Below are 22,393 nucleotides of genomic sequence, written 5' to 3' on the forward strand. Positions count from 1 at the left end.
GCTTTTTACGTATTGTTCCTTTCTACTTTTACAAAAGTTCTCAAAATAAAACATAAATGTTTATCTAGTATCTCCTTAATCCATTTAAGGGGATTTTTTTCATGGGAATACTGTTGCAATTGTAAGAATATCTCCTGAAAATCTAGTGTTTAGAAAAGAATGAAATGGGAAAGTTATATATAGAAAGTGGAAAGAGCGAGGGATAGTCGGTAAACGGCATTTACAAGGAGGTTCACCATGTCAGAATTTTTCAGTGGTCTTTTTAATATTCTTTATGGAGCTTTTGGAGTTCCTCTCCTTTTAATCGTTATTATTATTCTTGTCATTGTTGTATCGCAAAGAAGACGAAAAAAACGGATGAAACAAGAAGATTGGATGGGACATTCCCCTGTAGAGAAAATTGAAAAAGAGGATGAGAAGCAAAAATAATGAAGAGTCTAAAGAGGCTGGGACAAAACTAAATAGCCAATCTGTAAAGACGAACAACCTCTAATTTAGCTCTTAAATAAAGCTACTTTCTCATGATGGTTATCTATGTTTTTAAATATAGTCACATGTAAAAACTAAGTCGTTCCATTGCGCTACAGACACTCGATGCGCAGGCGAGAAACCTAAGCCTCCTCGGCAAAGCCTGTGGGGTCTAAAGATTGCTCTACTTCCCGCAGGAGTCGAGTGTCTTCCGCTCCATTCCACTTCGTTTTTTAAAGTCTTTTCTAAAAAATTTTTAATAGAAAAATTTAATTATATGGAAGAACTGAGCAGTCTGAATACACGTAGACTCCCTATGGAAGCAGCGAGAAAGTCCGAGACCCCGCAGGAGCTAGCGACGAGGAGGCTTGGCGCTCGCCCCATGGAAAGCGAAGTGTATTTTAGACTGCGGGTAATAGCAACAGACTTTTGTGAAACCTTCTTTCTAAAACGAAAAAACACCAACAATAATGTGTCTACATTGCATAGATATTCGTGATTATTATTAATTAAAATGCTTATGTCCCAGCCTCTTTTTTGCGGAAGCGGTTTAAATCACGCTATTTTTTTCATTAATAAAAGAAAGAATGTATCCTTTTCCTCTTATGTTTTCAATGCTAATGACAAGCTTCGTTTTTTTGCGTATTCGATAAATGATAGAATTAATTTCTTCATTGCTTACATCAAGCGTGCCTCCACAATTTTGGCTTCGCTCTGACCATACACATTGGATCAAGTCTTCTTTTGAGACAAATTGATCTTTATTTTTGATAAGGAAATCGATACATTTAAACTCTTTCTCCGAAAATTTCCACGTTTGATTATACCAGCACAATTCTTGTTTGAGTGGATCGAGATAAAATTCCTCTGATAACCGTTTCTCTATTCCGTGAATAATCGGTATAATATCGGAAGTATCATCAATAATAGAAGCAACAGAAAGTTTAATTAAATCATATCCAAGTGAAATCATATCAGAAGCTTTTAGAATGGTTTCTTCGTGTGCATTTAGGCGTCTATGATTTAAAAATGTTCCATGCTTACTATTCAAATCCTTGATGTAGCATTGATGATCTTTGTAATAAATTGCAAAGTGCTTTCTTGATACAAAAATATTGCAAAATGAAAGATCAGGATCCCAGTTCGTCCCTTTTCTTCCAGCAATCAAAATCGAGTTATTCAGTGGGATAAAGTCTCCCGCCTCAAATGGTGCCCCCTGTTCGACAATTAAGAATATTGACTCCTTCATATTTTTACTCCTATAAACGAATTATCATAAATGTATCATTCATTATCTATTGATTAATCATTATATTATTATGTAAACTTCAAAAAGAATTCTTCTCTTTTATCATATCAAAAAAACTGGTTAGTGGGTATGATGCAAATCGGAAAAATCGCATTTTAAACGCATTTTTAAAGCCATAATCTATAACACTAAGACAGAAGACAAATAAATTAAAAATGTCTATTCTCTCTATCAGATCATACAAAAATCCAAAAATGAGGTGAAAAACCTGCTATCAAGAATGTGAATATAGACTAAATGATTTTGTTTATATTTCGTTAGCAGCTACTCGAATGACTGAAAATAATCATTCTCGCGTTGAGCGAAGAAAAAAAATACAAGAAGAACAACGTTCATCAAAGAATCAGAAACCAAAGAAAAGATTTTGGAAAAAGTTCTTATATTTTAGTCTTATTGTTGGGATTATGCTCTTTTTGGTTGGAGTGGGAGCAATTATCTTGATTATTAAAGATGCTCCGAAGTTTGACGAAACATTATTAAAAGACCCTTTATCCTCTAGCTTATTGGCTAGTGATGGAAAAACAGTTATCGCCGAGGTAGGGGCAGAAAAACGTGATGATATCGGAATGGAACAAATTCCAGAGGTTTTAAAGGATGCTGTTTTAGCAACCGAGGATTCTCGTTTCTACAAGCATCATGGAATCGACGTAAAACGAACATTGGTTGCAATCTTTAAAGTAATTACGACAGGATCGCTAGAAAGTGGTGGTGGGAGTACCATTACACAGCAGCTAGTAAAAAATTCCTTTCTATCGATTGAGCAAACACCAACAAGAAAAATCCAGGAATGGTACTTGGCAATTCAATTAGAACGCCGCTTCACTAAAGAGGAAATACTAGAAATGTATTTCAACAAAAACTTATACGGCGGCGATGTATATGGAGTAGCAAAAGCAGCTGAGCGTTTCTTTGGGCTAAATGTGGACGAATTAGATCAATTAACACTTGAACAAGCTGCACTATTAGCAGGAATTCCACAAAGTCCCAATCGATACATGCCAACTGTTGAAGACAATCTTGAACGGGCAGAAACAAGAAGAAATATGGTTCTTAACTATATGAATAGACATGGTTATATTTCAAAATCAGAAATGACAGACGCGCAAAGTACCCCCATTGAAGAGACGATAAACATTCAGAAGCCGAAAGCAAATAAATATGAGGCATTTGTGAATAGCGTTTTAAAGGAGGTACAAGAAAAGACAAATGCGAATATTTTTGAAGATGGATTAGAAATTTATACAACCATCGATCCGGACATACAACAATTGACAGAAGATGTACTATCAACCAATGAGTATGTAAGCTTTCCAGATAATGAGAAGCTTCAAACAGCTGTAGTAATTACCGATACACAAACAGGAGAAATTAAAGCCATTGGTGGTGGAAGAAATTTTCAAACTAATTCCTATAATTATGCCACTATGATGAAACGTCAGCCTGGTTCGACAATTAAACCGATTCTTGACTATGGACCTGCCATTGAAAAATTCAAATGGTCAACAGGGCACATGATAAAAGATGAAGAATATCATTACAGCGATGGGACGCCGATTCGAAATGCAAGTCGTACCTATGCAGGAAGTAAGACGATTCGAGATCACCTTGTTTGGTCACGTAATATTCCAGCATTAAAAACGTTTCAAGAGGTTGGCGCAGATGCTGCAACCGAATTTGCTAGAAGCCTAGGCTTCCCGATTTCAGATGAGCAAAAAGGAAATGAGGCAAACTCCATTGGTGGAATTGATGCGGCATCTCCACTTGTGATGGCCGGTGCGTACTCTGCTTTCGGTAATGGTGGTTACTATATGGAACCCCATACCGTTACAAAAATTGTCTATTCAGATGGGCGTGTTGAGAAATTAGCACCGACTGAGAAAAAAGTAATGGCAGATTATACAGCTTTCTTAGTAACAGATATGTTACGGTCAGTAGTCCATTCAGGTACAGGAGCGAAGGCAAATATTTCTAGTATAGATCTTGCTGGAAAAACCGGAACGACGAACTTTGATGAACAAACCATGACGAAATACAGCTTACCAAAAAATGCTGTAAGGGATGCTTGGTTTGTAGGGTATACTCCACAGTATACTGGAGCCGTATGGACTGGGTTTGATAAAACGACATCTTCGAGTGACTATTTAAATAGCACAACGGACGACTTGTCATTACTCGTTTTCAAAGCGATTATGTCGAAGGCGGCGACAAGTCAAGATCGATTTAAGCAACCAGAAAGTGTTGGAAAATTGGGAATGGAGTATTACGTAAAGGGTGGAGAGAAACCACATCCACCAAAACCTGCGAAACCAACCGATTTTGGCGCCATCTATGATGAAGAAGCAAATCAAATTCAATTATCATGGAACCACTCTACTATTAGTGGTTTTGAAACAAGCTTTGAAGTTTCTTATACAGTAGATGGAAAAACAATAAACTTAACGTCTACAAAGGATAAAAGGATCGTTCTTCCAAATCCTGAAAAAGGAAAAGAATATGCCTTTACGGTTGTGGCAATTGCAGAAGGGGTAAAAAGTGAGATAGCTTCCACTTCCATCACAGTTGAGGAACTAGCCAAGGCACCAAACAGTCCACGTAATCTACAAGCAACCTATGATCAAGCATCGAATAGCATTTTGATTCATTGGCAACCTAGTAATGAAGGCGAAAATATCCAATACATTGTTTCTTTTACGGTTAATGGAATCCCGCAAACCTTAGCACCGACGTCAGAACTACAAGCCACATTGATGGGGCCTCAGCCTGGACAAACGTATATTATTACGGTAACAGCCACAAATGAAGTAGGTTCTAGTGAAGCGGTATCTACGTCTGTTACAGTTAATCCGACTCCTGAACCTGGGGGATGGAATGGAAGCGGAGAAGATAATGGACTTGGTGACATTATCCATCCAGATTCAAATGCTGTGAATGACACAACTCCATAAGTGTAATAAGAAAATGGTCACCAGCTCTCCGATGGTTGACCATTTTCTTTTTTTTGTCTATTCCGTTTATATCCAAAAACGAACGAGAGAAAGATTTTGAGGTAGGTCTTAAGATGCAAGAAACATTTTTTTTCGGATAAATAAAGAAGCGGAAAAAACAGGGAAGAAAGGTACGATTGGCACTAGAGGAAGGGAATAATAATCAGTAATCTAAATATAATAGTGTCATTGTAAAAGAGTGAAGATTCTGCATTCTTATTGTGAAAACTTAACTTAAACAAGAAAAACAGGGAGGAATACCTATCATTTTAGAAGGATTACTTGACTGTTATTATATTGTAAAGAGATTGAATCGATTTAGAAATCCATGAAATAATCTGGTTTGCTACAATGAAGGATAGCCTACTAAGACATAATTTGATAGATTTTTGCATAAATATATTATTTAAAAAGGATGAAGACACTCTAAATGGATAGCAGGGGGAAGTTATGACATTAGAAAAAAAACTAATAGATAAAACGTATTATGAAGGATACTTAAAAGATAGAGACGAATCGCCAATTGACGTTTTAGGACAATTATATATTGCTGAACAAAGAAAAAATGTTCCTGATTTGACTTCTATTCGCTTCGCACAAGGGGAATTATATTTTCAATACCATGATTATGAAGCGGCTATTTTTAAATGGGAAAATATTAGTAATGAATTAGAACCATGGGCGAAAAAAAACCTCGCAGATGCCTATTTGGAATTAGAGGAATATTCTACTGCGGAAAGCTTTTATAAATCAATCGAAACCGATTCTGAACTTTTAAAGACAGAAATATCGATGCAGCTATTTTCTTTATATTTCCAAAAAGAAAATCATGAAATGGCATTAGAGATTATCAATAATCTTGTCGTTACGAATCCTGATTATGCCAATATAACAACTGTTGCTAAATCGTATTATGAAGAACAACAAAATTGGGAAAAAGCAATCCAGCTTGCTGTTAATGAAGGAAAAAGAACAGATGCATTAAAATGGTATGAAGCACTGATTCATTATAGTAACCTTGGTGTAATCAATCAGTTTGAACCAGCGTATTTTATGGAAAGCTTGAAAAATCTTCAAGAATTAGATTCTGCTACTTTTGAAAGATTGGCGATATCATTATGGAAAAACTATCAAGATAGCGCACACTATTTAACATGGGTAACCGTGTTTAATACAGTCTATGAACCAGCTCCAAGTAAAGCAGAAGAGGGACTGACGCATATATTAGAAAAAGCGTATGCTCATTTAATTAGTGGTAGCTATCCAATTAAAGAAGTACAAGAAATCGTTCCAGCTCTTTTATCCAATTATTTCTTATCTTCTGGTGGAAATCAGGTTGTAGTTGCAGCATCTGCTGTTTTAGCTTGGAATGAAATGTTTAAACACTCTATCGAATATTCGGTTGTATCGAAAGCAGAAATGGTCATTAATGAAACAACGGAAACGAATGTATCGTTCCAGCAATTTATGAATTTATTTGAATCTATTTTACATTGGGCAGATAAACATGATATTCAACTCGATAAGAAATTCACCCAAAAGGTACAGGATTATCTTCCATCTGATCATTATCAATTATTGATGGTAGGATCACATGGAAGTGGTGTGAATGCTTATATTAATGAGCTTGTAGGGGAAACTGTTCTGGCGGAAGAAGCAAGCGCAATTCTAACAGTAAAAGATAATGATTATCTTGAGATTAAGGAAGTAACGAATTCTGGATTACGCCCAATTGATACACTAACTAATTTTTATGAGGAGCTTTTGATTCAACAACCAGATTCTGAAAATCCGAGAGTATTTCAGTTAGATACACCTTCCCATTATTTAAACCAAAATAGGTGGACTGTTACCACTGCTCCTTTTGTTGAAAATGCATCTTATGCAGAGTATGCAATGCTTGCTGACAGTCTCTTATTTGTTATCAATGAACACTCTGTTTTTTCTTATAATGAATATGAACAGCTAAAGCAATGGAAGGAAAAATCATCGTTCTTAACTGTTCAATTCTTAATTTATATGGATGATGCGGAAAATGAGAAAGTGGCAACAAAGCGATTGCAAAAGGCAACAGCAGCGATTCAGCATTATTTCCCTGATAGCAAAATATTTATCTATTCCAAGCAAGAGGATAGAAAAATGCAATTAGATGAGGTCAGTCGCTACTATCAACAGCATTTTGAAGGAAGAAACATGAAGGAAGAACGTCTACAAAGCTGCATTTCGATTATTCAAGATTTAATTACAAATCTATTAGATAAAAGACTAGATATGGAAAATAGTTTAAAGGGTTCACTAGAATTGTATGAGGAAATGGTAAGTAAGCTTACTGGCGCAAAAAATCAACTTATGGATATGGAAGCGTCAAAAATTGAATCCATTACAAAGCAATTTGAAGAAATCAAAGCGGAAACGCAAGAAGCAATGAAGAAAGATATTCCAGCTATTTTAAAAGGCTGTAAGGATTTTGTAAAAGAAGATAGTGATTTTACTAAGATGCATGTTGCTCTTAATGAAGAGATGAATAAACGTATAAATCACTATATAAACGAAACGTTATCACCGCGCGTTCATCGAAGCATAGAGGAATGGATTCAATCTTCCCATAAACAATTAGAGGAAGGGCAGCAATTTCTTCAAGAGCTTTGTGAAGGCTTTAATGGCATATATAAAGAGCATCCTTTGGAACTTATCTGTGACTTTACAATCATTGAAGATTGGAGAAGGGATGCACGCCGCTTATCAAGTGGGCTACGAATCGATCCATTAAATATTTTCAATCGCTTTAATGCGTCTCAAGTATTTTTGAAGAGTGCAGGGAAGCTACTTGGAGCCATTCAACAAAATAAAAAAATGCTCCAATCAAAATATCAAAAGTATATCGAAACGGAAGACTTTTCTGAAGTGGTTTCATCTGTTTCAGCAGCTGTTTTACAGCATTTTGATTTCTATGAAAAAGGATTGGAAAATGATATCAAGATGTTCTTTATCAGTCCAAAGGTAACATTAGAGCAGGTTGCAGAAGAAAAATCAAAAGACATAGAGGAATACAAGGATTTATTAGAGCGTTTAAAGAATAATCCAGAAATGTTCCATGATCCATTGAAATTATTTGAATTACGCTTACTGCAGTACGATTGGCTTGCTAATACAACTAAGCCTGCAACGACTTGGATATAAGTGATTGGAAAAAGGGAGAAGAATAATCGAAATAATGATTATTCTTCTCCCTTTATTTCTAGCAACTATTATAATTTAAATGAGCTTTTCAAGGAAACAATGCGGTTAAATACAGGCTTTTCAGATGTTGTATATTTAGGGTCCACATTAAAATAGCCATGACGGAAGAATTGGAATTTATCTTGTGGTTTAACATCCTTCATATTTGGCTCAATAAAGCCTTGAATCACTTCTAGAGAATTAGGATTTACATAGTCTAAGAACGTTTTTCCTTCTTCTATTTCCTCCTCTTCATCACTAATAAGTGGTTCGAATAAGCGGAATTCTGCAGGGATAGCTTGCGTTGCTTCTACCCAATGCAATGTTCCTTTTACTTTTCTGCCAGTAAAGCCAGTCCCACTTTTTGTTTCTTTATCATACGTACAATGAAGCTCCATTACATTTCCCTCTTCATCTTTTATTACTTCTTCACATTTGATGAAGTAGGCATGCTTTAATCGCACTTCATTTCCTGGGAATAAGCGGAAGTACTTCTTCGGAGGATTCTCCATAAAGTCTTCTTGTTCAATATAAATTTCACGAGAGAATGGAATTTGTCTCACTCCCATCTCTGGATTTTCTGGATTGTTTTCCGCATCTAACATTTCTACTTGTCCTTCTGGGTAGTTCGTGATGACTACTTTTAAAGGATTTAGGACACCCATTGTCCGAGGGGCTTTTAATTTTAAATCTTCACGAACAAAATGATCAAGCATTGCAGAATCAACTGCTCCAGATCCTTTTGAGATACCTAATTCCATACAGAAATTACGGATTGCTTCTGGCGTTACGCCTTTTCTTCTTAAACCAGAGATAGTAGGCATACGAGGATCGTCCCAACCATCCACATATTTTTCGTCTACTAGGAGTTTTAATTTCCTTTTACTCATAACCGTGTTTGTAATATTTAAACGACCGAATTCAATTTGCTGTGGTGTGCTTTCCATTTCACATTCACGAACAACCCAATCATAAAGAGGGCGTTGGTCTTCAAACTCTGTTGTACAAAGAGAGTGTGTGACACCTTCGATCGCATCCTCTAATGGATGAGCAAATGCATACATTGGATAAATACACCATTTATCTCCAGTATTATGATGTGTTGCATGGGCGATACGATAAATAACAGGATCTCTTAAGTTAATATTAGGAGAAGCCATATCAATTTTTGCGCGAAGAACCTTTTCACCATTTCCAAACTCTCCGTTACGCATTGCTTCAAATAATTGAAGATTTTCTTCCATAGAACGGGTACGATATGGACTTTCTTTTCCTGGTTCTGTCAATGTACCACGGTACTCACGAATCTCATCAGCAGATAAATCATCTACGTAAGCTAACCCTTTTTTGATTAATAAAACAGCACGCTCGTACATTTCTTCAAAATAGTCAGAAGCAAAGAGCAGATTTTCCCACTCATATCCAAGCCATTCTACATCTTCTTTAATAGAGTTCACATATTCAATGTCCTCTTTTAAAGGGTTTGTATCGTCAAAGCGCAAGTTAGTTTTGCCACCAAATTCATCTGCCAACCCAAAATTAATAAAAATGGACTTAGCATGTCCAATATGTAAATAGCCATTTGGTTCTGGCGGAAAGCGAGTGATAACTGTATCATGCTTACCTGTTTCTAAATCTTCTTTCATGATGTTTTTTATAAAATTAGAGCCAATCTCCAAGATTATAGCCACCTTTCTATTATGTATGAATACTTTTAGTTTTGAATGTTGAGCCTAGTAACTCGTTTATATCGAAAATATCCAAACGATCTTAGTATGATTATATCAATAATATAACCAATAATTTATTATAAACTTCATAGAAAGGAAACGAAAGTACAATTAATTTGTGAAATTTATGGTTTTGGATAATTTTTATGTAAGGTTATGGATGTTTTTGATAATTTTATCCATTTTGATAGGTGGTTGATTAGCAGTATATAGTGGAGGTATGGGGAAATTAGGAGGATGAAGGCCAAAAAGGCTGGGAGAAGAGGGGAAAGTGGTTTTCATAAGTGGGATGAACGCCAAAAAAGCAGGAGGAAAAGGAGAAAGTGGTTTTTATAAGGAGGATGAACGCCAAAAAGGCAGGAGGAAAAGGGGGAAGTGGTTTTCATGAGGAGGATGAACGCCAAAAAAGCAGGGGGAAGAGAGAAAAGATGCTTTCATAACCATTACGAAAGCCATAATAAATGAGCCAGAAGAAAAAAGCGTTCATAAAAAAATGCCCCCTTTCATCTACTAAAAGCAAAAGAGGGATTTTACAAAAAAAGCTATAAGATCAATCTTACAATAGCCATACACACTACTCCGAATAATACGGTAGTTAATAAGCTTTTGCTAAGAAAAGCAACAATGATAGTAGGGATAGTAGCAATAAGGGCCTCCAAATTTAAATGGATACTATTACTTCCGTTACTTTCTAAAAGACTTTCTACAATTAAACCAGTAAAAATACATACAGGTAGATAGGAAAGCCATTTTTCAACAGGAGCAGAAATGGTGAAATTGCGTGCAACCAAAAATGGAATAACTCTTGGAATAAATGTTACAAGTGTACAACCAATTATTAAAAGAAAAAAGCTAGTGTTACTCATCGTTTATCTGTCACCACCCCAATTGTAGCTACCACGATGGTTGAAATAATGACACTTAGGCTACTTGATAAGAAAGTGGAGAAAATGAGCATGCATATTATCATCAATGTGATTAATAATAAATAGTGTTTCAGTTTAGTAGGTTCAATTGTTTGCAATTGCAGAATTAATAACGCAATAAACATGGCTGGCAAAGCATAGTCTAATCCAAACTGTTCAGGATCTGGGAACCAGCCGCCAATATATCCCCCGACAGTACACGCTGCTATCCATACAAGGTAGGCAGTAAGATTCAGTCCATTCATCCAGCGATCATTAATTGGTTCTTTTCTAGCAATTTTCGTAATAGCTACTCCAAATGACTCGTCTGTAACAAGGCTTCCAATACCGATGTTTTTCCATACGGAATATTGTGTGAATTTAGGGGCTAATGCTGAGCTTAATAACAAGTGGCGCAAATTCACAATGAATGTTGTAAGGATAATGGCGCTAATCGGACTTGCGGCAGCGATCATTGCACAAATAATAAATTGAGAGGCACCTGCATAAACAAATGTGGCAAGTAAAAAAACATGTAGTACAGATAATCCAGACGATACACCGACTACGCCCATTGCTAGGCCAATGCTGATATAGCCTAGTAACGTTGGAATACAGTCTTTCACCCCATCCAAATAGGAGAGTGTTTGTTGTTCTTCTTGTTTTTCTAATTTTAAACTTTCCACGGTCAATCCCCTTTATTGCGAATTAGTAATTGCATTTATTATATAAGGGAGAAAAATTTTAGGCAATGCCTTAATATATGAGGATACTAGGGATGAAAATTATGGCTATTTTACGAAACTTATAATAAAGCCATCATAGCCTTTTATTCCGACTGTTTGTAGCCCAACAGACTCTAATCGGGAATCATTAGATAGAATATCGATAAAATGCCGAATGCCAACTACTTTTGGATCTTCACTTTTTTTATCTATTATATCTCCGTTGCGAACAATGTTATCTGCAATAATCAATGCTCCTTTTCTTGCTAATTTAATGGCATAATCAATGTAATGAGGATTATTAGGTTTGTCTGCATCAATAAAGATAAGATCGAAATCTTTGATGTTATCTTTTTGAAGCTTGGATAAGGAAGTAAGAGCGTTGTCTTCCATAATAGTAATCTTTTGATGAACCCCAGTAGTTTCAAAGTTTTCTTTTGCTACTTTTATATGAGAGCTGTTGTTTTCTAATGTTATGATCTTTCCATCTTCTGGGAGGGCCATTGCTAGCCATGTGGTGCTATAGCCTCCTAAAGTACCTATTTCTAATATTTTTTTTGCTCCCATGATTTTAGCAAGTATCCAAAGAAATTTCCCTTGTGTAGGACTTACATCAATTTCGGGAAGATTATTTTCTCTATTATTTTGAAGCAATTTTTCCATTTTGTCGTTTCTGGGCTGTAGACTATTAATTAAATAGTGATCAACTGCGCTCCAAACTTGATTTTCTTGCATTGTCATCATCTCCTAGTTCTTTATGATTTTAGTATATGTCTCCGTAACATATTAATAAAATATATATTTTTTATAAGGATATAAGAAATAATTATGTAAGGTTGGATGAAAATGAATCTTCATGGATTAAGATTGTTTTATCATGTTGCTAAGGATAGAAGTTTTACGAAAGCAGCGGAATTATTAAGAATCAGTCAACCTGCTGTTTCTAGTCAAATTAAGCAGTTTGAGAAAGAAATGGGTATTCCTTTGTTTATAAAAGATGGAAAAAAATTTAAACTAACTGAGTTTGGATCAGCATTAGCAGAAAAAGCTGAAATTCTATTTTCATATGAAGAAAAATTAGATGATTTTGTAACAGATTATCATTTGTCTAGAAAAGGGAGGCTTGCGGTAACGGCAACCTATCTACCAGCAAATTTTGTCATTCCGGCTTGTGCAGCAGTATTTAAGGCAGAGAATGAAGAGATTGAACTTAACTTGACTACTACTAATTCACACGGGGCATTTGATCAGTTAATTCATCATAAAGCAGATATTGCGATGTATGCGGGAGGATTGGTGGAACAATATGGGGAGAATATACTGTCTGAAGAATTAGTGGAAGATGAAATATGGTTTGTTGTGTCAGCAAATCACCGATTGGCAAATAAGAGGGTTACCTTATCTGAGATAGTGAAAGAACCTTTTATCATGCGCGAAAAGGGAAGTTCCACGAGAGAAAGACTTTTTTCTTTATGCCAAACATATCAAGTGCTTCCTCCCAAAATCGCTCTTCAGTTTAATGGCATAAATGAAGCCATTCATTCGGTATTAACAGGATACGGTATCAATTTTGTATCGTCACTAGTTGTAAGAGATTATATGAAGAATAAGAAGCTAGCAAGAGTGTATGTGGAGGATATTAAGGTTACAAATAAAATAGCAATTTGTACAAGAAGAAATGAAAAACGCTCTGTAATGGTAGAGAAATTTCTTGATATTTGCAGAAAATATGTAAAAGATGAGTATTAAATAAAAACACAAAAATAAAAACCATTCTCATCATATCTAGAAGAATGGTTTTGTTTATATTTCTTTTCAATTCGTGTTAATCGTTCCTGCTTTGTTTTTGTTTTTTTCGTGATTGGTATAATAGTTCCCCATGATCCTCTTCGCATGGTTGTATCAAATCCACTTTCTCGCAATGCTTTTTCACGTTTCTTTCTTGCCGCTGATTTAGCCATTGGTTTTCCTCCTTATGATGTTAATCATTTTCCATTTAATTATACATCATAAAGGAGAAGAATAGGAAATGGCGAATCGTTACGAAATCGAATGTTTAGCTAATTTAGGATGTCGATGCATCATAGTAAATAAGAAAATTCCGCTGGCTAATAAGAGAAAACTAGTGGAAAAGAATACCATAGAGAAACCAAAATTACCTGCAATTACCCCACCAAGAGCAGGACCGATTATATTGCCTAAAAAACGGAGACTTGTTTCGTATCCCATTACTTCACCTTGCATGGCAATCGGTACTTCTTGACGAATATAGGCTATTCGCACAGGAATCATTCCACCAATTGCTACACCAAGAATAAATCGAATAATAAGCAACTGCCAGTATTGGTTAACAAATCCCCCTGGGAAATAAATAATTCCCGCAATAAATAGGAGAATAACAAGTATTTTCAGGTGTCCAGAGCGATCTCCCATTTCTCCCCATTTCCTTGCCATAAGTAAATTACCTAATCCTGCAGCGGAGAAAGCTAATCCAGCGAAAAAGGCAATATTCTCAGGTCCATGCAATTCCCCGACATATAAAGAAAGAATTGGCTGGATACTAAAATGGGCAATTTGAATAAAGGCTGAGATGAGAAGGACTGTAATGAAAACAGGATTCTTAAGGATATAGGCCAAAACTTCTTTACTTGTATAACTACTTTTTGTTCCCTTTTGGACAGGTAGAACAAATTCTTTCGTAGTAAATACTAGAATCGCAGAAATAAAGATTGCGAACGAAGTAAATCGGAAAGTCGCTCCATAGCCAAAACTATCTGCTAATATGCCTCCAAGCAATGGCCCAATTAATGCGCCAGTAATACTTCCTGTTTGTAATGTTCCTAATACTTTACCCGCAATTTTTTTGGGAGTTTGTGTAGAGATAAATGCTTGTGACATTGGAATAAAGCCGGTGAAAAATCCTGTGAAGAAACGAAGAATAAAAACTTCCCATACTGAATTGGCAAAGCTCATAAGAAATATCGATACACCAAGACCGATTGCTAAAATTATAAGTATTGTCTTTCTGCCGAATTTATCGCCAATTTTTCCCCAGATTGGTGAAAATAAAAAGGCGGCTACAAAGGTGACAGAGAAACATAGTCCAGACCAATGCTGAACAAATTCTGGTGAATATTGACCAAAGGATTCAATATAAAGAGATAGAAATGGGAGAACCATGGTCATACAGGCACTTATAAAAAAATTTGCGAACCACATGATTCCTAAATTTCGTTTTGAATATTTTTGGTTTTCCATATTGTAATACACTTCTTTCTAATGTAGAAATTATTTCACTAAAGGAACCCTCCATCTAGGGTGGAATGAGAATTCGAAAGGAAGGACGAGGAGATTGTAAAAAATAACACAAACAATTTCGTTTAACTAAATATTAGTTTAACGTAAAATTTACATAAAGGAAAGTATTTTGGATGCCTTTTTCCAACAGATGTTCGATATTCGACGAAATGGCAAAGGAGTATTCTTCAATAAATGCTGTTTTCTAGCGGTTTATAGCTTTCTATAGGAGTATGAAATTTACTGGAATTACCAATGTAGGAGTGTTATATTTTTATATAAAAAAAATCGCTCAAAATATTTACAAACGAGAAATAAATGTACTTATTAGTGATGTTCTTTCTAGAGATACAAATGTATTTTTAAGGAGGATAGCACTTGATTATTTATGAGTAAATAGTGATAATATCGATAGTGGATAATTTTGAAAATTATTACTATTTAACAATCAGTGGGAGTTGTCGAAATGAAGGTTGTCAAATTTGGGGGTAGTTCATTAGCTACGGGGAATCAATTGGAAAAAGTATTGCAAATAGTAAAGGAAGACAAGGAAAGACGGATAGTAGTTGTATCTGCTCCTGGAAAAAGATATGAAGAGGATACGAAGGTTACTGATTTATTAATTCAGTGCGCAACAGCAGTATTAAATGGAGGGAGTCCGTCCCCTTATTTAGAGGAAGTATTAGCTAGGTACGCGAGTATTGCTAAAGAATTGGATCTTTCCAGTGATATTATAGCGAATATTAAAACTGATTTATTAGAACTAATAAAAAATGCTGATGATAAAGATGCTTTTATGGAAGCAATGAAAGCTAGTGGAGAGGATAATAATGCAAAATTAGTAGCGCATTTTTTTAAAGATAGAGGACTAGATGCAATCTATGTTAGTCCGAAAGAAGCAGGCTTAATTGTAAGTGATCATCCTGGAAACGCTCAGGTGCTTGCGGATTCATATGATCGATTATTCGCTTTAAGGGAACAAAAGAACATTATTGTATTTCCAGGTTTTTTTGGATACAACGAATCAGGAGAAGTTGTTACTTTTTCAAGGAGCGGCTCAGATATAACTGGTGCGATTCTCGCAAATGGAGTGAAGGCAGATTTATATGAAAACTTCACAGATGTTGACGCAGTATACTCCGTCAATCCTTCCATTGTTAAACAACCAAAAGAAATAAAGGAGTTAACCTATCGGGAAATGCGCGAATTATCTTATGCTGGATTTTCCGTATTTCATGCAGAAGCTCTAATCCCAGCATACCGTGCTGGAATTCCTGTTCAAGTAAGAAACACAAATAATCCTTCTGCACCAGGAACGAGAATTGTTGCATCAAGAAGTAATACAAATGGACCGGTAGTTGGAATTGCTAATGATAAGGGATTTTGTTCTATTTATATAAGTAAATACTTAATGAACCGAGAAGTTGGTTTTGCTAGAAAAGTTCTATCGATATTAGAGGAGTATCATATTTCTTATGAACATATGCCGTCTGGGATTGATGATTTAACAATTGTTTTGCGTCAGGACCAATTAACTGGAAAAAGCGAACAAGAAATATTAGCAAGAATCTCCGATGAATTACATGTAGACGAGATAAAGGTAGAGCATGATTTAGCACTTATCATGCTTGTAGGAGAAGGCATGCGTCATAATGTTGGTACAAATGCCCGTGCGTCTAAAGCACTTGCAGAAGCCGGTGTAAATATTGAAATGATAAACCAAGGATCATCAGAAGTAAGTATGATGTTCGGTGTGAAAGAGACAGTCGTCAAAAAAGCGGTAAAGGCAATTTATGAAGAGTTTTTTCAATAAATTGTTGCAAAGATAAATGATGTTATAGGTATAGGGTTTTAAAGAAAGACTAATAGATGCAGGTAAAAGAATAGTAAAAAATTTTTCAGCAAGAAAAGAAGTTCATTTTCAAAACGTTATTTGAAAGTGAGCTTCTTTTTTTAAATTGTGTCTATTATGCAAATCTTGAGAAATTTTAAAAAGTTTTCTTGTATATAAATTAACAAAAAGTTATAATAAATGCATTACAAAAGATAGATATATTAATATAAGATCGGTTAAGGAAAATTTTTTTTATCTATTATTATCGGAAAATTCTATATTATATAAATATAAAATTTTACATCAAAAGAGGGGGATTAACATTGAAGAAAAAAGGATTTTTATTTGCTTTATTTATGTCGATAGTACTTGTTCTAGCTGCATGTGGTACAAGCTCAGAAAAAACGAATAGTGATGGAGCAGGCAAAAAGAAATTGAGAGTGGTAACCGACGCGGCTTATGCACCATTTGAATACATGGATAAAGACAAGATTATTGGTTTTGATGTGGATGTTTTCACTGCCGCTGCAAAAGAAGCAGGATATGATTTTGAAATTGTTAATGTTGGATGGGATCCAGTTTTTGCGGAATTAGAAAATGGAACAGCAGATGTAGGTTTATCTGCCATTACGATTAATGATGACCGTTTAAAATCCTATGATTTCTCTATTCCTTATTTTGAGAGCACAAATAAAATTTTAGCTCCAGAAGGAACTGATATTGAGAAAGCTGCTGATTTGGTAGATAAGACAGTGGCAGTTCAGGCAGGAACAACAGGTGCAGATGCAGTGGATGCACTATTAGGAAATGGCAATGAGAAAGTGAAAAAATTTGAAAATAATAATTTAGCAATTCTCGAAATGAAAAATAATGGTGCAGATGCAGTTGTTGCAGATAATGCAGTACTAGAAACCTATGCTAAAAATAATCCACAGGATAATTTTACGGTTATTGAAGATAAGGAAGGATTCGAATCTGAATTTTATGGTTTCATGTTCCCTAAAGGCAGTGAAATTGTGGAGGATTTCAGCAAAGGACTTAATGCAATTTTAGATAATGGAAAATATGCAGAAATATATAAAGAATGGTTTGGACAGGATCCAGATATTGAAAATTTAAAAGCACAACAATAGAAATATCACAGATGAGGAAGGGTACTCAATATGGGCATTTCCCCGCTTTAACAATTAGGGAGCACAAATTTTCTTCCATATTGTAGCTAAGTGAGGGAGGGTCCTTCTGAGTGCCTTTTTTTAAAGGAGAGAATTTAAGGTTTTCTATTACCAAAAGGTAAATGGATAGCAGTTATATTGTTTTTTGGAGGAGAAGTAATGGATTTTAATTTCACGATAATTTTGGAGTATGCTGATTTATTTAAAAAAGGTATATTAGTAACCATTCAATTATCCTTATATGCAATTGTGTTTGGGACCATTTTAGGATTATTAATTGGTCTTGGGAAAATAGCAAAAAATCAGTGGATTTCCCTTCCTTTTCGTTGCTATATTGCTGTTTTTCGTGGAACTCCCCTTTTTGTACAAATCTTAATTATTCATTTTGGGTTCATCCCGTTATTCTTGAACACTACAAATGCGATGGTAGCAGCAATTGTTGCATTATCGCTAAACGCGGCTGCTTATATTGCAGAGATTTTCCGAGCGGGAATTGAATCTATTGACCGCGGACAGATGGAAGCTGCAAGATCTTTAGGGATGACCCATGTACAGGCGATGCGTTACATAATTCTGCCACAGTCTGTAAAACGAATGATTCCGCCACTTGGCAATGAATTTGTCGTTTTGATTAAAGATTCTTCTTTAGCAGCAGTTATAGCTGCTCCGGAGTTGATGTATTACGCAAGGCTGATGATGGGGCAATATAATCGGGTTTGGGAGCCGTATTTAACGGTAGCTGTTATTTACTTAGTTCTAACTTTAACATTAAGCTTCTTCTTAACTCGTTTGGAAAGAAGGTTGAAAACAGAATGATTGTTGTAGATAAATTGAAAAAGTCTTTTGGAAATAATGAAGTATTAAAGGATATTAGTGTAACGATTAACCCACAAGAGGTCGTTGTTATTATTGGCCCTTCTGGATCAGGAAAGTCCACCTTTCTACGCTGTATCAATTTATTAGAAAGTATAACAGATGGAACTATTCATATTAAAGGGAAGAACATTACCGATAAGACAACCAATATTAATGAAGTTCGTAAGGATGTAGGCATGGTGTTTCAGCAGTTTAATTTATTTCCTCATAAAACGGTTCTGCAAAATATCATGATTTCTCCTATGAAGGTAAAGAAAGTATCGAAGGAAGAGGCCGAGGAAAAGGCACTAGCGTTATTGAAGAAAGTTGGCTTAGAGGATAAAGCAAAAGTATATCCTGATTCTCTTTCAGGTGGACAAAAACAGCGTGTAGCAATTGCAAGAGCTTTAGCGATGGAACCAAGTATTATGTTATTTGATGAGCCCACATCTGCCCTAGATCCAGAAATGGTAGGGGAGGTATTGGAAGTCATGAAGGATCTTGCAAAGGAAGGAATGACAATGATTGTCGTAACACATGAAATGGGGTTTGCTAGAGAGGTTGGCGACCGAGTTATTTTTATGGACGGAGGATATATTGTGGAAGAAGATACTCCAGCACAGCTATTTAGTAATCCTAAGGAAGAGCGTACAATCTCCTTCTTGAGTAAGGTCTTATAGGAATTTACCAAAATAATCGTGAACCTCCCTTTTCTAAAGGAGGTTCACGATTGTTTTTTTTTATAGGAAGTAGGAATCAAATTTCTACTCTAGCAAGAGAGATTTGTAAACGATAACAACCTTTATATAACAAGATTTAATAAGGATATTAAAGTTTTGAAATTAATTCTGAATATTTTGATGATTAAAAATTCTTATTATACTTTATAGAAAATTACCGTTAATATAAAAGAAATCGAAATTAAGGGATTGATTTGAGGCTCCATTTTTTCTTCTCAGGAGGTATTCCTTATTAAGAGCAAAATAATTAGGAGGGGTAGTATGTTAAAAAAATGGCATAGTGAATTAGCCCAGATGTTTGATCAAATGGTTGAATGGAGAAGACATTTTCATCAGTATCCGGAACTATCTTTCCAAGAGGTGGAAACACCAAGAATGATTGCTGAAATTTTAGAAGGATTCGGTATTGAGGTAAGGAGAAATGTAGGAGGTAGAGGAGTTGTTGGGAAAATCTACGGTGCGAAACCTGGAAAAACAATTGCATTGCGTGCTGATTTTGACGCCCTACCAATACAGGATGAAAAGGATGTATCATATAAATCGAAGGTCCCTGGTGTCATGCATGCATGTGGGCATGATGGACATACAGCGACTTTATTAGCAGTGGCGAAGGTTCTTCAAGATAATAGAGACAGTATTTCAGGAAATATTGTATTGCTTCATCAGCATGCAGAAGAGATGTCGCCAGGTGGAGCAAAGGCGATGATTGAAGATGATTGTTTAGAAGATGTAGATGTTGTCTACGGTGCCCATCTATCTTCTTTAAGTGAATTAGGAAAATACTATTATAGACCAGGCTATTCCCAGGCGGCTGCCGATGCTTTTGAAATCACAATTAAAGGAAAGGGTGGACATGGTTCTGCTCCTCATGAAACGGTGGATGCCATTGCTATCGGTACCGCATTAGTTAGCCAGCTGCAATTTATTGCTAGTAGACGGGTTGATCCATTAAATCCAGTTGTATTGTCTATAGGTTCCTTCCATGGAGGAAATGCTAAAAATGTAATTGCCGATACTGCGGTGATGACAGGAACTGTAAGAACGTTAGATAAAGACTTGCGCTTATTTATGGAAGAAGAAATTAAATTAATGACAAATGAAATTTGCGAAAGCATGCAGGCTACCTGTGAGATAAATTATATTAAGGGATATCCTGCTGTTTATAATCATGAGGAAGAAGTAGAGGTTTTTGAAAAGGTAATTGAAGATACACTTGATAAGAATATGCTAGTTCGTTCCGTACCAATTATGGGGGCAGAGGATTTCTCCTATTATTTGCTTGAAAAGCCGGGCATGTTTTTTCATACAGGAGCAAAGGTATCAAATGGAAAAGCTTATCCTCACCATCATCCAATGTTCGATTTTGATGAAAGGGCAATGATTAATGCTGGAAAAGCGTTCTTAAGCATTGTCGACAATTATGTATCGTCACAGGTGAAAGAAAATCTTGCTGAACCAGTTCTATAAAAAGGCATATCCGAAAATAAATGGGATGGGAGCGATTAATAGATGTTAGATAAATGGTACAAAGAAATCGAAGCAATGTATGACCAAATGGTACAGTGGAGACGATATTTACACGAAAATCCAGAGCTGTCCTTTCAAGAAGTAAATACAAGTAAAATGATTGGTGACTTATTAGAAAGCTTTGGTATTGAGGTAAGAAGGAATGTCGGTGGAAATGGAGTTGTCGGCAAAATTTATGGGGCAAAGCCAGGGAAAACGATTGCTTTACGAGCAGACTTTGATGCATTGCCTATTCAGGATGAAAAAAATGTTGATTTTAAATCGAAAGTACCAGGTGTGATGCATGCATGTGGACATGATGGACATACAGCTACCTTATTAGCTGTAGCAAAGGTTCTACAAGAGAATTCTGATGACTTAGCTGGAAATGTGGTGCTGTTACATCAGCATGCTGAAGAAATGCCACCAGGGGGAGCCATTGCAATGATTGAAGATGGGTGTTTAGAAGGAGTCGATGTTGTTTATGGTGCTCATTTGGCTTCTGGTGGCGAACTCGGAAGTGTTCTTTACGGGATTGGACCTGTTTCAGCTGCAAGTGATGCCTTTGAGTTGAAAATCCAAGGCAAAGGAGGACATGGCGCTTCTCCACACCAAACGATTGATTCTGTTGCAGTTGGTGCCCAAATTGCTAATCAGTTAAAACATATTGTAAGTAGAAGAGTTAACCCCCAAAAGCCAGCAGTAATTTCGATTGGTTCTTTCCATGCAGGAAATGCAGGGAATGTCATAGCGGATACAGCTGAATTAACTGGAACAGTTCGTACATTCGACGAGGATGTTCGTTCATTGATTGAGGAGGAAATGGAGCAGCTAATTGGTGGGGTATGTAAAGCATTCCATGCAGAATATGAGTTTAATTATGCAAAAGGCTATCCATCTACTGTTAATACAGCAGATGAAACGAATATTCTAGAAAAGTGTTTGATAGACGTCTTACCAGAAAGTAAGCTTGTAAAAATAGAAAAACCAGGCATGGGTGGAGAAGACTTTTCTTACTATCTGCAAAATCGTCCTGGATGTTTCTTCTCGGTTGGAGCTAGAAATGAAGAAATTGATGCTGTGTATCCTCATCACCACCCAAAATTTACCTTTGATGAAAGGGCAATGCTTCATACAGCTAAAATATTTTTAAGCTTGGTAGATTACTATACGAATGCAGAAAAGACAGAGGCTTTAGTGAATAGCTCTACTATATAAAATTGAATTAGATTCTAGCGTTCACGCAGGTGGTAAGCGCCTATCAGCTAGCAAACTTCCAATCATCTCTTGTGCGTAAGTGAACATCTGTTTACTAATGTTCACTGTGTTTCCTTTATCGAAAGAACATGATTCTCCAGTTTGTACGCTGATGAGCAAGGCGCTTACGCTTTATAAAATAACAGGGAAAAGGTTCTAATTCAGAGACCAATCTAGCTCCAGCGCCTATCAGCTAGCAAACTTCCAATCATCTCTTGTGCGTAAGTCAATATCAGTTCACTAATGTTCACTGTGTTTCCTTTATAGAAAGAACGTGTTCTTCCAGTTTGTACGCTGATAACCAGGCGCTTACGCTTTATGAAATAACAGGGAATAAGGTTCTAAGTCAGGAAACGATCTAGCTCCAGCGCCTATCAGCTAGCAAACTTCTA

17 protein-coding genes are annotated in these 22,393 nt (G+C 35.9%); 10 read left to right on the top strand and 7 right to left on the bottom strand.

The features are described 5' to 3' along the window. The first annotated feature begins 237 nt into the window (after positions 1-237). Positions 238-429 (top strand): hypothetical protein, encoded by a 192-nt coding sequence (locus AB3U99_RS03260; RefSeq protein WP_400245394.1) that lies wholly within the window; start codon positions 238-240, stop codon positions 427-429. Between the two features lie 589 nt (positions 430-1,018). On the opposite strand, the gene AB3U99_RS03265 is transcribed toward AB3U99_RS03260, so the two are convergent. Then, the gene (locus tag AB3U99_RS03265) at positions 1,019-1,717 is read right to left on the bottom strand and encodes an FHA domain-containing protein (RefSeq protein WP_400245395.1); all 699 of its coding nucleotides are present in this window, start codon (positions 1,715-1,717) and stop codon (positions 1,019-1,021) included. Positions 1,718-2,049: 332 nt separating this feature from the next. Here AB3U99_RS03265 and AB3U99_RS03270 point away from each other — a divergent pair, with 332 nt between their 5' ends. Continuing rightward, the gene (locus AB3U99_RS03270) at positions 2,050-4,722 is read left to right on the top strand and encodes a PBP1A family penicillin-binding protein (RefSeq protein WP_400245397.1); all 2,673 of its coding nucleotides are present in this window, start codon (positions 2,050-2,052) and stop codon (positions 4,720-4,722) included. A 489-nt stretch (positions 4,723-5,211) separates the two neighbouring features. Beyond that, on the top strand, positions 5,212-7,941 hold the full coding sequence (locus AB3U99_RS03275) for a tetratricopeptide repeat protein (protein ID WP_400245399.1): 2,730 nt from the start codon (positions 5,212-5,214) through the stop codon (positions 7,939-7,941). A 68-nt stretch (positions 7,942-8,009) separates the two neighbouring features. Here AB3U99_RS03275 and AB3U99_RS03280 read toward each other — a convergent pair whose 3' ends face one another. The 4 genes from AB3U99_RS03280 to AB3U99_RS03295 form a co-directional block, all read right to left on the bottom strand. After that, a complete protein-coding gene (locus AB3U99_RS03280; protein ID WP_400245401.1) occupies positions 8,010-9,659 on the bottom strand; it encodes a glutamine--tRNA ligase/YqeY domain fusion protein in 1,650 nt (549 codons plus the stop codon). Positions 9,660-10,252: 593 nt separating this feature from the next. Beyond that, entirely contained in the window at positions 10,253-10,576 is a 324-nt protein-coding gene (locus tag AB3U99_RS03285; protein WP_400245404.1) for an AzlD domain-containing protein, read from the bottom strand. After that, positions 10,573-11,301, bottom strand: coding sequence for an AzlC family ABC transporter permease (locus AB3U99_RS03290; RefSeq protein WP_400245405.1), 729 nt, complete (start codon positions 11,299-11,301; stop codon positions 10,573-10,575). The genes AB3U99_RS03285 and AB3U99_RS03290 overlap by 4 nt, the downstream gene beginning before the upstream one ends. A gap of 105 nt (positions 11,302-11,406) precedes the next feature. Then, on the bottom strand, positions 11,407-12,075 hold the full coding sequence (locus AB3U99_RS03295) for an O-methyltransferase (RefSeq protein WP_400245407.1): 669 nt from the start codon (positions 12,073-12,075) through the stop codon (positions 11,407-11,409). Positions 12,076-12,186: 111 nt separating this feature from the next. Between AB3U99_RS03295 and AB3U99_RS03300 the strand changes: the two genes are divergently transcribed. Further along, a complete protein-coding gene (locus AB3U99_RS03300; RefSeq protein WP_400245409.1) occupies positions 12,187-13,089 on the top strand; it encodes a LysR family transcriptional regulator in 903 nt (300 codons plus the stop codon). Here the strand turns inward: AB3U99_RS03300 and AB3U99_RS03305 are convergent. Next, positions 13,086-13,301 (bottom strand): hypothetical protein, encoded by a 216-nt coding sequence (locus tag AB3U99_RS03305; protein WP_400245411.1) that lies wholly within the window; start codon positions 13,299-13,301, stop codon positions 13,086-13,088. The two genes, AB3U99_RS03300 and AB3U99_RS03305, sit on opposite strands and share 4 nt — an antisense overlap. A 79-nt stretch (positions 13,302-13,380) precedes the next feature. After that, on the bottom strand, positions 13,381-14,598 hold the full coding sequence (locus tag AB3U99_RS03310) for an MFS transporter (RefSeq protein ID WP_400245414.1): 1,218 nt from the start codon (positions 14,596-14,598) through the stop codon (positions 13,381-13,383). Between the two features lie 505 nt (positions 14,599-15,103). On the opposite strand from AB3U99_RS03310, the gene AB3U99_RS03315 reads away from it, so the two are divergent. The 6 genes from AB3U99_RS03315 to AB3U99_RS03340 all read left to right on the top strand — a co-directional run bounded on the left by AB3U99_RS03315 (position 15,104) and on the right by AB3U99_RS03340 (position 21,962). Beyond that, positions 15,104-16,450: an aspartate kinase gene (locus AB3U99_RS03315; protein ID WP_400245416.1), complete on the top strand. Its 1,347-nt coding sequence runs from the start codon at positions 15,104-15,106 to the stop codon at positions 16,448-16,450. A gap of 344 nt (positions 16,451-16,794) precedes the next feature. Beyond that, entirely contained in the window at positions 16,795-17,604 is an 810-nt protein-coding gene (locus AB3U99_RS03320) for a basic amino acid ABC transporter substrate-binding protein (protein ID WP_400245418.1), read from the top strand. 198 nt (positions 17,605-17,802) lie between these two features. Then, a complete protein-coding gene (locus AB3U99_RS03325) occupies positions 17,803-18,459 on the top strand; it encodes an amino acid ABC transporter permease (protein WP_400245420.1) in 657 nt (218 codons plus the stop codon). Continuing rightward, positions 18,456-19,178, top strand: a complete 723-nt coding sequence (locus AB3U99_RS03330) for an amino acid ABC transporter ATP-binding protein (RefSeq protein WP_400245422.1) — start codon at positions 18,456-18,458, stop codon at positions 19,176-19,178. Before AB3U99_RS03325 ends, AB3U99_RS03330 begins: the two co-directional genes overlap by 4 nt. Positions 19,179-19,499: 321 nt before the next feature. Next, complete coding sequence (locus AB3U99_RS03335) at positions 19,500-20,705, top strand: amidohydrolase (protein WP_400245424.1); 1,206 nt, start codon at positions 19,500-19,502, stop codon at positions 20,703-20,705. A 42-nt stretch (positions 20,706-20,747) separates the two neighbouring features. Further along, a complete protein-coding gene (locus AB3U99_RS03340; RefSeq protein ID WP_400245427.1) occupies positions 20,748-21,962 on the top strand; it encodes a M20 family metallopeptidase in 1,215 nt (404 codons plus the stop codon). The last annotated feature ends 431 nt before the right edge of the window (positions 21,963-22,393 follow it).

This window comes from Niallia tiangongensis (assembly GCF_044704065.1).
Classification (GTDB): Bacteria; Bacillota; Bacilli; order Bacillales; family Cytobacillaceae; genus Niallia; species Niallia tiangongensis.